The sequence below is a fragment of the Methylomonas sp. genome (assembly GCF_023228165.1).
GTDB lineage: Bacteria > Pseudomonadota > Gammaproteobacteria > Methylococcales > Methylomonadaceae > Methylomonas.
Genome location: NZ_JALOBS010000004.1, coordinates 1 through 13,832, shown reverse-complemented (window position 1 = coordinate 13,832; position 13,832 = coordinate 1). Strand labels below are relative to the sequence as shown.

At 50.6% G+C, this 13,832-nt stretch carries 10 protein-coding genes and 1 pseudogene; 9 read left to right on the top strand and 2 right to left on the bottom strand.

All coding sequences use genetic code 11. From position 1 onward, the window contains the following. Positions 1 to 108: 108 nt before the first annotated feature. Both M0R33_RS03915 and gltB read right to left on the bottom strand, forming a co-directional pair. Complete coding sequence (locus M0R33_RS03915; protein WP_292565374.1) at positions 109 to 1,563, bottom strand: glutamate synthase subunit beta; 1,455 nt, start codon at positions 1,561 to 1,563, stop codon at positions 109 to 111. A gap of 1 nt (position 1,564) precedes the next feature. Then, positions 1,565 to 6,217, bottom strand: a complete 4,653-nt coding sequence (gene gltB, locus M0R33_RS03910) for a glutamate synthase large subunit (RefSeq protein ID WP_292565371.1) — start codon at positions 6,215 to 6,217, stop codon at positions 1,565 to 1,567. A 722-nt stretch (positions 6,218 to 6,939) separates the two neighbouring features. Between gltB and M0R33_RS03905 the strand changes: the two are divergent. From M0R33_RS03905 to M0R33_RS03870, 9 genes and pseudogenes are all read left to right on the top strand, one after another. Continuing rightward, a pseudogene (locus tag M0R33_RS03905) lies at positions 6,940 to 7,443 on the top strand (glycogen/starch/alpha-glucan phosphorylase). Further along, positions 7,440 to 7,547: a glycogen/starch/alpha-glucan phosphorylase gene (locus M0R33_RS24370; RefSeq protein ID WP_366043066.1), complete on the top strand. Its 108-nt coding sequence runs from the start codon at positions 7,440 to 7,442 to the stop codon at positions 7,545 to 7,547. The pseudogene M0R33_RS03905 and the gene M0R33_RS24370 overlap by 4 nt, the downstream one beginning before the upstream one ends. A 218-nt stretch (positions 7,548 to 7,765) precedes the next feature. Next, entirely contained in the window at positions 7,766 to 8,557 is a 792-nt protein-coding gene (locus tag M0R33_RS03900) for a L,D-transpeptidase family protein (protein ID WP_292565368.1), read from the top strand. A 113-nt stretch (positions 8,558 to 8,670) separates the two neighbouring features. Then, positions 8,671 to 9,246, top strand: coding sequence for a DUF2452 domain-containing protein (locus M0R33_RS03895; protein ID WP_292565365.1), 576 nt, complete (start codon positions 8,671 to 8,673; stop codon positions 9,244 to 9,246). A gap of 61 nt (positions 9,247 to 9,307) precedes the next feature. Further along, positions 9,308 to 9,826: a YkgJ family cysteine cluster protein gene (locus M0R33_RS03890; protein ID WP_292565362.1), complete on the top strand. Its 519-nt coding sequence runs from the start codon at positions 9,308 to 9,310 to the stop codon at positions 9,824 to 9,826. A gap of 35 nt (positions 9,827 to 9,861) precedes the next feature. Beyond that, positions 9,862 to 10,464, top strand: coding sequence for a class I SAM-dependent methyltransferase (locus M0R33_RS03885; protein ID WP_292565359.1), 603 nt, complete (start codon positions 9,862 to 9,864; stop codon positions 10,462 to 10,464). A gap of 723 nt (positions 10,465 to 11,187) precedes the next feature. Then, positions 11,188 to 12,591 (top strand): cytochrome c peroxidase, encoded by a 1,404-nt coding sequence (locus tag M0R33_RS03880; RefSeq protein ID WP_292565355.1) that lies wholly within the window; start codon positions 11,188 to 11,190, stop codon positions 12,589 to 12,591. Between the two features lie 49 nt (positions 12,592 to 12,640). Beyond that, positions 12,641 to 13,147, top strand: coding sequence for a DUF1269 domain-containing protein (locus tag M0R33_RS03875; RefSeq protein WP_292565352.1), 507 nt, complete (start codon positions 12,641 to 12,643; stop codon positions 13,145 to 13,147). A gap of 48 nt (positions 13,148 to 13,195) precedes the next feature. Next, a complete protein-coding gene (locus tag M0R33_RS03870) occupies positions 13,196 to 13,555 on the top strand; it encodes a NifB/NifX family molybdenum-iron cluster-binding protein (protein WP_292565350.1) in 360 nt (119 codons plus the stop codon). Positions 13,556 to 13,832: the final 277 nt, after the last annotated feature.

The window sequence follows — 13,832 nt, the reverse complement described above, 5'->3', positions numbered from 1 at the left end:
CGGACGGCCAGGGCCGCCGAAGGCAATCACCGTGACGGTGTAGGCGCGATTATTCACTCAGGGATGGTGAATAATCTTTACCGCCGGAAGCCGTCACTCGCCGGAAAGCTACTTCGGCAAATCCGATCTCCCCATCAGCCACTCGTCAACAGCACGCGCACACTGGCGACCTTCCCTAATAGCCCATACCACTAAAGACTGGCCGCGGCGCATGTCACCGGCACTGAAAACACCCTCTACACTGGTTTGGTAGGCGTTATGGCCTTCGGTTGGGCTGGCCACATTGCCGCGCGGGTCCAGCGTAACATCGAGCTGTTGCAACATGCCTTCATGAACCGGATGCACAAAACCCATTGCCAACAAAGCTAAATCCGCCTTAATTTCAAACTCCGAGCCGGAAATTTCGCTCATTTGCCATTGTCCGCTGTCGTTTTTAGTCCATTCGAGCTTGACACATTGCAACGCTTTCAGATGCCCCGCCGCATCGCCGATGAAGGCCTTGGTGGCAACCGACCACATTCTGTTACAGCCCTCTTCCTGGGAGCTGGAAGTACGCATTCGATTCGGCCAAAGTGGCCAGGTGAGCGCCTTATCTTCCTTTTCAGGTGGCTTTGGCAGAATCTCGATCTGAGTGACCGATTTTGCGCCGTGCCGATTAGAGGTGCCTATGCAGTCCGAACCGGTATCGCCACCGCCGATGACGACGACATGCTTGTCTTCAGCACTGATAAATTCATTATCCGGCACTTTTACTCCTTGTACCCGCTTGCTGTTGGCGCGCAGAAAATCCATCGCAAAGTGCACATTATTCAGGTCTCTGCCTGGTACGGGCAGATCGCGAGGGTGCTCTGCACCCCCGGCTAATACCACGGCGTCAAAATCAGTTTGTAATTTGGCAGTGGAAATATCCACCCCCACATGCACATTGGTGCGAAAATCCACGCCCTCGGCGCGCATTTGAGACATGCGTCTATCGATCAAATGTTTATTGAGTTTAAAATCGGGAATACCGTAACGCAGTAGTCCACCGATTCTGTCCTGCTTCTCGAACAAGGTTACAAAGTGACCGGCTCTGGCCAGCTGTTGTGAACAGGCCAGACCCGCAGGACCAGAACCCACTACGGCGACATGCCGGCGGGTTTTATGATGGGAAATTTCAGGTTTTATCCAGCCCTCGGCCCAGGCTTTGTCTATGATCGCGCATTCGATGGTTTTGATGGCTACCGGCGTATCTTCCAGGTTGAGGGTGCAGGCCGCCTCGCAGGGTGCCGGACAGATGCGGCCGGTAAACTCGGGAAAGTTGTTGGTGGAGTGCAGCACATCGATAGCCTGTCGCCAATCGCCGCGATAAACCAAATCGTTCCAATCCGGAATAATGTTATTCACCGGACAGCCGGTATGGCAAAAGGGTATGCCGCAATCCATGCAGCGGGCACCTTGGGTACTAATATCGGCCTCAGAAAGCGGTACAATGAACTCGTTATAATGCACCACGCGGTCGGCTACCGGCTCATAGCCTCTGTCCAGACGTACGTATTCTCTAAATCCTGTTGGTTTACCCATGTTAGTCCACCTTTCTGATTTGATGCTTTGGTAATTGCGGCGGCCGACGATGCTGGGCCTCCATCTCGGTCAAGGCGCGTCGATAATCAACCGGCATGACTTTTACAAATTTAGGCAAATAGTGTGACCAATCTGCCAGGATGCGCTCGGCTAAGCTGCTTCCGGTGTAGTGCAGGTGATTACTGATCAAATGTCGCAGACGGATGGCGTCGAAGCGGGTCATATCCCGACTGATATCCACTCGGCCCATGGTTTCCATATCGCCGCCCTGATGATCCAGGGCTTCCAGGGCATCGTCTTCAGCCGCAATAGGCTCCAGCTCTACCATCGCCATATTACAGCGTTTGGCAAAATCACCGTTTTCATTTAACACATAAGCGATACCGCCCGACATGCCTGCAGCAAAATTTCGTCCGGTAGGTCCTAAGCAAACCATGATACCGCCGGTCATATATTCGCAACCGTGATCGCCTAAACCTTCGACCACCGCAGTCGCGCCCGAATTACGCACGCAGAATCGTTCCCCGGCGATGCCGCGGAAATAACATTCGCCACTAATGGCGCCATACAACACCGTGTTACCGACAATGATATTTTGTTCGGCCTGCTCGGCCATGCCGGAATTACGCGGCGGATAAATCAGCAAACGCCCACCTGACAAGCCTTTTCCAACATAATCATTGCCATTGCCTTCCAGTTCAAGCGTGATGCCCTTTGCCAGCCAAGCGCCCCAGGACTGTCCTGCTGTACCTTTGGCTTTAATGTGGATGGTATCGTCCGGCAGACCCGCTAAACCGTATTTCTCTGCCAAGCGGCCGGATAACATAGTGCCAACGGTACGATTATAGTTTTTCACGGCAATATCGATGCGTACCGGCTCGCCACGCTGAATAGCGGGTTGTGCCTGTTCGATTAATTGCAGATCCAGTGCCTTATCCAGGCCGTGATCCTGCGTTTCCGAGTTAAAAATGGCGACCGTGTCGGGCACTTTGGGTTTGGCCAATAATTTGGAAAAGTCCAAACCTTTAGCTTTCCAATGCTCGATGGCGGGCCGCATTTCCAGTCTGTCCATCTGGCCTATCATGTCGTTGATGGTACGGTAGCCCAGCTTGGCCATAATCTGCCGCAGTTCCTCGGCAATGAAGAAAAAGAAATTCACCACATGCTCGGGCTTGCCGGAGAATTTTTTACGCAGTTCCGGGTCCTGGGTGGCGACACCCACCGGGCAGGTATTCAGATGGCATTTACGCATCATAATGCAGCCCCCGACTATCAGGGGCGCAGTGGCAAAACCGATCTCATCCGCGCCGAGTAGAAAGGCAATCGCCACATCGCGGCCGGTGCGTATGCCGCCGTCCGCCTGCACCGCAATCCGGCCACGCAACTGATTCAGCACCAGGGTCTGATGAGTCTCGGCAAGCCCGATTTCCCAGGGCGAACCCGCATGTTTTATCGAGGTTAAGGGAGATGCCCCGGTGCCGCCATCATAGCCGGCAATAGTGACATGGTCCGCATGTGCCTTGGAAACCCCAGCCGCCACGGTGCCCACGCCAATTTCGGACACCAGTTTCACGGAAATACGGGCTTTTGGATTGGCATTTTTCAGGTCGTGAATCAATTGTGCCAAGTCTTCAATGGAGTATATGTCATGGTGCGGTGGTGGCGAAATCAGACCAACGCCAGGAGTGGAATGACGCACCCGGGCAATCTGTTTGTTGACCTTATGCCCCGGTAACTGTCCGCCTTCGCCGGGCTTGGCGCCTTGAGCAATCTTGATTTGGATGTCATCGGCATTCACCAAGTATTCAATCGTGACCCCAAAGCGGCCGGAAGCCACCTGTTTGATGGCGGAACGCTCCGGATTGCGTGAGCCATCGGCTAAAGGCAGAAAGCGCTCGGCTTCCTCGCCGCCTTCGCCGGTATTGGATTTACCGCCTATCAGATTCATGGCTTTGGCCAATGTGGAGTGGGCTTCGTAGGAAATACTGCCGAAGGACATGGCGCCGGTGGCGAAACGCTTGACGATGTCTTTGGCCGGTTCGACCGCCTCGATGGGCAGCGCCTGATTCGCCCATTTGAAATCCATCAAACCCCGAAAAGTTAACAAACGTGCATTTTGTTCGTTGATGATGTGTGCATATTCCTGATAGGTTTCCGCATTATTGGCGCGGGTGGCGTGTTGCAATTTAGCGATGGTTTCAGGCGTCCAGGCATGATCCTCGCCACGCAAGCGATAGGCATAATCGCCGCCGACATCCAGTTGATTGCTGTAGATATGCTCGTAGCCAAAACCACTGCGATGCCAGCTGACCGTCTCCTCGGCAACCTCATCCAGCCCAACCCCTTCGACCTGAGTATGCGTACCGGTGAAATATTGTTGGATAAATGGGGTGGATAGCCCTACGGCATCGAAAATCTGCGCGCCGCAATAAGACTGGAAGGTGGAAATGCCCATTTTCGACATCACCTTTTTCAAGCCCTTGCCGACCGCCTTGATATAACGCGATTGCGCTTCTTCGAAGCTGAGTTTTTCCGGCAAGCGAGGCAGCATATCCTGAATGGTATCGAAAGCCAGATACGGATTGACCGCTTCGGCACCGTAACCGACCAAGGTAGCGTAATGATGAATCTCCAGTGCGCCACCAGTCTCCACCACCAGGCCGGAACTGGTGCGCAGACCTTTATTAATCAAATGGTGATGGGTGGCTGAGGTGGCCAGCAGGGCCGGTATGGCGATAAAGTCCCGGTTGATATTGCGATCGGACAAAATCAGTATGTTGTAACCTTCCAAAACTGCTTGTTCCGCCTGCTGACTCAGCCGCCTTAATGCAGGCTCCATGCCTTCCGCGCCTTGCTCAACCGGATAGGTGGTATCCAGGGTAAAGGTACGAAAAATCCCGCCGGTATTGTTTTCAATATGACGAATCCGCTCCAGGTCTTCATTGGTCAACACCGGCTGTTTGACTTCCAGACGCATGTGCATGCCGGCTTCATTAATGCCCAGCAGATTGGGACGCGGCCCAATCAGGGATACTAATGACATGACCATTTCTTCCCGAATCGGATCGATAGCCGGATTGGTCACTTGGGCAAAGTTTTGTTTGAAATAACTCGACAAGTGTTTGGCTCGACGCGATAAAACCGAGGGCGGATTGTCTGCACCCATCGAGCCCACGGCTTCCTGGCCTGTCAACACCATGGGCATCAGCAGAAATTTGACTTCTTCCTGGGTATAGCCAAATGCCTGTTGGGCATCCAGTAGAGTATCGGCATCCGGTGCCATCGGCGCAACATCGGTCGGCAATTCGTCCAGGTAAATTTGCGTGCTATTCAGCCATTCCTGATAGGGATGCGCGGATGCCAGTTGGGCTTTGATTTCGGCATCGTCAATAATGCGGCCTTGCTCCAGGTCGATCAAAAACATTTTTCCCGGCTGTAAGCGCCATTTTTTGATGATTTTTTCCTCCGGAATATCCAATACCCCCATTTCGGAGGCCATAATCACCATGTCATCGTTAGTGACCAAATAACGCGCCGGGCGCAGGCCGTTACGGTCAAGCGTGGCGCCGATTTGCCGGCCATCGCTGAATGCGACGGCCGCCGGCCCGTCCCAAGGCTCCATCAATGCGGCGTGATACTCGTAAAAGGCCCGGCGCTTAGCGTCCATCAGTTCATTGCCGGACCAGGCCTCCGGAATCAAAATCATCATGGCGTGTGCCAGGGAATAGCCCCCCATCACCAGCAATTCCAGGGCATTGTCGAAACAGGCCGAGTCCGACTGGCCTTCCGGGATCAGCGGCCAGATTTTGTCCAGGTCCGCGCCTAAAATGTCGGAGTGCATGGTATGGCGGCGGGCCGCCATCCAGTTGACATTACCCCGCAAGGTGTTGATTTCGCCGTTATGACAAATCATCCGAAACGGATGGGCTCTATCCCAAGTCGGGAAGGTATTGGTGGAAAACCTCTGATGTACGAGTGCCAGTGCCGACTGGAAACGCGGGTCTTGCAGATCGAGATAATAGCGTCCGACCTGACCTGCCAGCAGCATGCCTTTATACACAATCGTGCGAGAGGACATGGAAGTGACATAGTAGGTGGTCTGTTGCAGATTCGACTCGCGAATGGAGTTGTCCATGCCCTTACGGATGGCGAACAGCTTGCGTTCAAAGCTATCTTGATCGGGACAACCGGAGCCGCAAGCAACGAATATCTGCCGAATCACCGGTTCACTTTCCAGTACACTTTTGCCCAGCACGCGACTATCCACCGGTACATCACGCCAGCCTAAAACCTGCTGCCCGCCTCCTTGTACGTGTTGGATGATGATGGCTTCCATTTTCTGGCGATCGCGGGTGTTTTGCGGCAGAAAAATATTACCGACGCCATATTGGCCGACGGGCGGAAGTGCAAAATCGGTTACGGCTCGAAAAAAAGCATCCGGAATCTGTACCAGCATACCGGCGCCATCACCCGCGTCCGGATCCGCGCCTACCGCACCGCGGTGATGAATGCGCTCAAGGATTTCCAAGCCCTGCCGCACGATCTCATGGCTTTGTTGGTTTTTGATATTGCACACGAAGCCGACACCGCAGGCATCATGCTCATACGCAGGGTCGTAAAGCCCCTGGGCAGCGGGTAAGTTATGGATACTCATGGCTGATCTCGTTGTTGTTGAAGTTATCTGGGGCGATACATTGCTGAGGGAGGTGTATTCGCAGTTGCCAATCGCAAAAGGCTAGCAATTAAGCCAAAGGATTGAAAATTTTCCGACCTGAACAATACCCCATGCTTAATCTAATCAAGTCCTGCAATTCAATACACCCTTCCTCTATCGATTTCAAATTAATTTTTAAAGGTCGACGGCTTACGGTCGGTGGATTTCTCAAGACAGGAAGTACCGGACGGATTCACCTGAGCCCAAAAAACGCTTTTGTAGGGTTTGGTTAATCGATGAATTGCCGAACGCCGGCGCACCAGCTTAGGAATTGTTGCACGGTAGTAGTGCGTAAACCCGCGGAGAAGATTTGCCTATTTTCGAGTCATATGTTCATAAGGCACTGATTTTAGGTACTAAATTAAATCATTTGGCCTAATGGTTGCCCCAATTAAAGAATCCACTTAAACCAGCGGTTTTCTTATGAAAGAATCGGTCACCCCCTCAAGCATAAACACTATTGATGAAGATGATCATACCGGCCTATCAAAGGAAGCCTTAAAGCACGCATTTTTAGATAATTTATTCTACGTGCAAGGAAAATTCCCGGAGTTAGCGACGCAACATGACTATTATTTGGCCTTGGCTCATACCGTGCGGGATCGTTGTTGCATTGCTGGATCAGCACGGCAGAAACTTACACCCGCCAGAAAGCCCGTACAGTGGTGTATTTTTCGGCCGAATTTCTGCTTGGTCCGCATCTCGGCAACAACCTGCTCAATCTGGGTATAGCGGAGCAGGTGCGTCAGGCGCTGCCGGAGCTAGGTTTAATCTACGACGAACTGTTGAGACAAGAAGTAGAACCAGGTCTGGGGAACGGAGGCTTGGGCAGACTGGCGGCTTGTTTCCTGGATTCTATGGCGACCCTGGAGATTCCGTCGTTGGGTTATGGTATCCGCTACGAGTTCGGCATATTCGCGCAAGAAATAGTCAACGGATGGCAGGAAGAAAAAACCGATAAATAGCTGCGTTTTGGCAACCCTTGGGAAATTCAGCGCCCGGAATGGGCGGTCGAAATCAAACTGGGCGGACATACCGAAACCTATCTTGATGCCGCGAAAACCATGCTGGTACGCTGGATACCCGGCTGGACCGTATTAGGCGCACCCTACGATACGCCGATTCTGGGCTACCCCAATAATACCGCCAAAAGACCAATGGTATAACTCCCAGGCGCTGGCTGGCGCTGTCTAACCCTAAACTGACCACGCTTATCTCACAGAACATTGGTGAATCCTGGATCAAACAACATAAGGATTTCGTACCGTAAAATCGGCTCGCTAAAAAAGCCAGAGTTGAGTACCAGATGATTTCCCACAAGACGGAGTACAGTATTGTTTCTTGAATAAAACGCATCCAGGCCAATGATTTGTCACAGTTCCCGAACATGATCGAGTCCTTTCCGCCGATAACGAAGACTTAGCGCTTGCGAATATATTGCGATATTACCTACACTACTCCGGTCTTCACTTTTTTCAAGCTCGCCTTATGAAATCAAGAGCCAAAATCATTGCCGTCTTGGCCTTGATAGAATTGCTCGGTGCGTGCTCCGGTCACAAACCCGTTGCCCAGAAAGCCGGTACCGCTGCCGTTAAGCCTCAAGTCCAGACGAACCCGATCCCATATTATCTGCCACCGCCAATCGGTCAACGGACTCAGGAAGATATTCTGCACATATACGGCAACTACGCCACGCATAAACTCAAACCCTATTTCACCAAGGCCAAGGTTTCCTATCCGCCACGGGAACTCACCTTCATTGCCTTGAAACAGGAAATGAAACTGGAGCTATGGGCCAGGGACAGCGGCGAATTTCAGTTCATTCGCAACTATGACGTTCAGGCGGCCAGTGGCGTGAGCGGTCCCAAATTGCGACAAGGCGACAAGCAGGTGCCGGAAGGTATTTACCGCATCGAGGGACTGAATCCGAATAGCCATTACCACTTGTCGATGAAAATAAATTACCCAAACGAATTCGACCTTTTCCACGCCTGGCAGGAAGGACGCAGCAAGCCTGGTTCGGATATTTTTATCCATGGCGATGCCGTATCCATTGGTTGTCTGGCTATGGGCGATGAAGCGATAGAGGAGCTTTTTGTACTCACCGCGCAAGTGGGCGCGGAAAATGTGAAAGTTGTGATTGCCCCGCGCGACCCCAGATTCTACCCGCTGGAGGCTGACGCCAACCTTCCGGAATGGACCACGGAGCTTTATTCGATGATCTCCCGCGAAATCAAAGCCCTGTCACCTAGGGTGAACTCAGCCAAAACCGGTTTATAACTATTGGCTCCGATGACTGGTTGCATCGAAAAAAGACTGAACCGTTGGTCTAAGACCTGACTCAGACTTGCCATGACAGCTAGCGATTTTTCGAAAGTTAGTGGGTGTTTTGCATGATGAGTCTAAAGAATACACCAGCAAATCCGCAGGGTAAGGGGGTTGTGGCCTTATTGGATAGTTTGCAACAAGCAAAAAAACATCTGCAAGTTTCGGCCAAAAATATTTACCAAATTAACAGCGACTTATTTACTTCGTTGTTTATATTAAATAGTCAAATTCGCTTTAAGCCGACCGCCAGACAAACTTATTGGCTTTATCGCAAAGATAATCAGTATCGGCTGTCTTTAATTGCCCCCGAACAATGGATGCCGGCACAATATGGGCGCTTTATCGGCGCTTGTGAAATGCAGATAGATTTAACCTGGACACTAGAATTATCTGAGGACTGTGCTAATGATCAGGCTTTTATCCGGGATATCGCCCACCAACGCCTGCAGCTTGAACAGAAATGGCAGCAGGCCGAAAAAATAGACGATATATTACCGGTATACCTGGAAACACTACCGTTTTACTCGCGAGTCCTTGCCGCTGCGTTAGCCTATTCTCTGAAGCAATCCATGCGAAAAGAAGGTATCAGCGGTTTGAGCTTTCAGCAAGCGAAAAAGTTACTTGCAACCCGCATAGATTAAGCAAGCACGCTGAACAATTAGGTCATAATGCCCCGACTACTTAATACTTGCCCCCTCGCCCATGAAAACGCTCAGCGCACTGCATGCCGATATCGACGCCAGAGTTAGCCTTATTCGCTCCGAACATGCCGATTGGCTTTGTCGGCGTGGCTGTGACGCATGTTGTCACCGCCTGGCCGAAATCCCGCAGCTTACCGCAGCGGAATGGGCGTTACTTCGTGAAGGACTTATCGCATTACCCCCGGCGCTACTTCAGCGCATTTGCAAAGAAGTCGCTACGCTTGCCGAGCAACAAACCCGCCCTATCGTTTGTCCGTTCCTAGATCGATCCACGGGTTCCTGCCGTGTTTATTTCCACCGACCTATCGCTTGCCGTACTTACGGATTTTATGTTCAACGCGATAAAGGGCTTTACTGTAACGATATCGAAAATCAAGTGGCGCGCGGCATATTGGATCATGTTGTCTGGGGCAATCAGGATGCGATCGATCATCGCCTAAAAGACAGCGGGGAAACGCGAGCACTCACTGAATGGTTTTTATTTGAAATGCAATCGGCTTCAGAAAGCCACCATCTCTAAACTTTATTATTGTCACGATCAAGGAATTACCCGCTATGACCGATTTGTTTAAAGAAAAAGCCCAGGACTGGGATGCCAACGACATGGTCAGGGGTCTGTCCATCGGCATTGGCGCAGCCATTCATGCCAACGTAGAATTAGACAACACGATGACCGTGTTGGACTTTGGCGCGGGCACAGGCTTGATTACCTCGCAAATCGCAGATCAGGTCGAAAAAGTGATTGCCGTCGATGTATCGCAAGCCATGTTGGACAAACTGATGGCCAAAGCGGAATTGCATGGCCAGGTTGAAACACTCTGCCGAAATATTCTGGAAAATCCGTTATCAGAGCGTTTTGATCTGATCGTCAGTGCCATGGCCCTGCATCATGTGGAAAACACCGAGCAACTGATTGCCTGCTTTGCCGAACATCTGAAACCCGGCGGCAGGATTGCACTCGCCGATTTGGACGCGGAAGATGGCACATTTCACCCTGCCGATATTCAAGGCGTTTACCATCATGGCTTCAACCGGGATGCTTTCCGCTCGATACTGTCACGACAGGGTTTCACGGATATTCACTTTGTAACGGCCCATACGGTAAATAAAGGCGATAAAGCCTATCCAGTCTTCCTGGTGGTCGCCAAGCGGGCTTGATATCTCGCTGCTCTCCACCCGGTTCTTGCAAATTTTGCTTCCATACTAACTGATATCATTCTTCATCTGCTTGTTATGGGCAGCGTAACGGGATACCCTTATCCAAGAGCCTAACATCAACAAAAATTAACCTCGATGGAAAAAAAGTTTCACAGGTTAACTGAGCCAGACAAAGTAGCAGTAATCGTAGCATCGCTAACGGTACTTATTGGAGCGATCATCGTAACGCCCCTTTGTGGACTATTATTTCAATGCCATTGCGACTGGCCGTGGCTACGGTTTTATTTCGACTGTAATTATTTTCAGCCTGAAGTGACGCATAAATGTCCTTGGTGCACCTCTGACCTGGCAGGACTTGGCTCAATTGGGATGGCCTTAATTCTCGCAATGCTAGCTTCGCTACTTTCAAAACCTGATACGCTTGCAGTGAAAGCAATCATAAGCAGAGTGATGTTTGGGCTTACGATATTTATGTTGATAGCCACTATATCCGGAGCGCTAGCCGCGTATAGCCAGGATTATCCGCATGGCATCGGACGTTTATATACTAATTAAGGTGCTGATGAATCATTAACCCGCTAGCTACTGCCTGCTATTTTTGGCTGGGAATGGGCGTTATCCGGCCACTTTATCTTTCAACAAACCCGGTTGACACTGATTTTCTTTATAACGCTTTATCGTCTACACTATATAAGAATCCTCTTATTTATTAGGCATTAAATGATGAAGAACTTCTCGCTGTTATTACTATTGCTTCTAGCCATTATTTTATTCTTCCCCGTCTCCAACCTGATTGGCTTGCAGGGTAAAAACGAATTGATCCCGACTGGTATGAACGGCTCGGATAGTTTCAGAAAGGTTTCACAGATCATGCAGAACAAGTGTGTTGACTGTCATGCGCCGGGCATGCTGCGTAAACCGTTCTATGCGGTTCTCCCGATCGCCAAGCAGTTGATGGAAAAGGATATGGCGCAGGCCAGTGCCAGGCTGAGTCTGTCGAAAGAATTATTTAGCGGCGAAGCGGCTTTTACACCCTTGCTGCTGGCTAGACTGGAGCACGTCGTTGGTAACGACAGCATGCCGCCGGCGCTATATCTGACAATGCACTGGACCGACAGCTTGAGCGTCGACGAAAAGAAAACCATCCTTGCCTGGATTGCCGAGGAACGGGCGAAATCAGCCTGGAGCAAAGAGGCCGCAACTTCATTTAAAGGCGAACCGGTTCAAGCTTTGCCGCTGACGGTCGAGCTGGATATGGATAAAGTGAACTTAGGTAACAAACTGTTCCATGAGCGCCTGCTATCCGGCGACGACAGCCTAAACTGCGCGTCCTGTCACGATTTGGCTCGCGGCGGCACCGACCAGGCCAAAGTCGCCACCGGCATACGCGGACAACAGGGGCCGATCAACTCGCCGACTGTCTATAACGCCATGTACAACATCGCCCAATTCTGGGACGGTCGTGCCAAGGACTTGCAGGAACAAGCTGCCGGCCCGGTTGCCAATCCGATAGAAATGGGCGCACAATGGGACGAAGTCGTCGAGAAACTCAAGCACGTTGCCGACTACCAAGCGGCTTTTGCCAAACTTTATCCCGAACAAGGCCTCAGCAAAACTACAGTTACCGATGCGATTGCGGTATTCGAACAATCCCTGGTAACCGGCAACTCCCGCTTCGATCAGTATTTGCGTGGAAATACCGCCATTCTGAGTAGCGACGAAATACAGGGTTACGAGTTATTCAAGACCAATTGCGCTTCCTGTCACTTCGGCCCCGCGCTGGGTGGTTTGTCTTATGAAAAAATGGGCGTCAAACGGGATTATTTCAAATTGCGCGGCGGCGAATTGACCGAAGCCGATAATGGTCGTTTCAATGTCACCAAACGGGAACAAGACCGTCATTTCTTCAAAGTGCCTGTATTGCGCAATATCGACTTGACATATCCTTATTTCCACGACGGTTCGGTTATCAGTCTTGCCGATGCGGTTCGGATTATGGGCGAAGTTCAGCTCGGCAAAACCTTTAGCCAAGATGAAACCGCCAAAATGGTTGCCTTTTTAGGGACTTTAACCGGTGAATACAAAGGAAAATTGCTCACGCACTTGACGACTGCAGACCTCCAGTAATTTTAGTTTCATGCCGACTATTTCAATTTACATAAAACAGGAGAAGACCATGAGAAGAATCTATTTTTTAGCCCCGGATATTGAAACGACACATAAAATCGTTGACGAATTACGCGCCGAAGGCATAGAAGACCGGTACATCCATGTGTTGGCAAAACGAGACACACCCTTGGAAGATATGCCCGAAGCTTCCATATTTGAAAAAACCGACTTTATACCGGCGGTAGAACGTGGTGCGGCACTGGGTGCTACCACCGGTTTGCTGGCCGGACTGGTGGGATTGCGCTTTGCCGGGTTTGCTATTGCCGGCGGCCCCGTGCTTGGGGTTTTAATTTATGGTGCCACCATCGGTGCCATGATGAGCGGATTGGCAGGCCTTCAGGTGAGCAATTCCAGAGTCAAGGACTATGCGGATGCAATTGAGCGTGGCGAATTCTTAGTCATGATCGATATTGCAAAAGAACGCATCGATGCGATTCGGCAATCAATTGCCAAGCATTATCCGAGCGCCGAATTTGAAGGCATCGAACCCCTATTGCCTCCCAATTATTTTTAAAACGCAGAAATCAAGCATGATTCAAAGCCGCAACTACCGAGAATTACCATGAAAATTGCAGTCGCTAGTCAAAATCGAAAAGAGATCACCGGCCATACCGGTCGCTGTAGAAAATTCTGGATTTATACTATCGAGAACGATGCAATCGCCGCAAAAGAAATCCTGGAGCTCCCTAAGGAGCAGTCTTTTCACGAGTCATCGCCTTGGGAGCCGTCGCCTTTGGATGACGTGCAAGCATTGATTGCAGGCGGCATGGGAACCGGCCTGGCTAGGCGCTTACAAGAAAAAAACATTCAGGCCTTGATTACCAAAGAAACCAATCCTGATCAAGCTGTAGAGAATTTTTTAAACGGTAGCTTGAAAACCGAACCTTTTGAACCGCACCAGCATGGACATAAGCATTCATAAATACATGTGGTCCGGGACAGCAACTTTAACTCTTTACATTCAGCTGATACGTTGCCATGCTGAAAACGCTATATAAAAAGCTATTGGAGCGAACTGGTTTTACACCTATTAACGATAGTCGACGCGGTCGATTGGTCGCTGTGATTGAATGCTGAAGTTTCCCAGTTTTTTCGGGCGCCAAATATTAGAGAATGCTAAATTACCGAAAATATTAGAATTATCTAATTAAGAACGGAAATTGCCTAACTATTCCTTGAAAAACAATGAGTTAATAGAG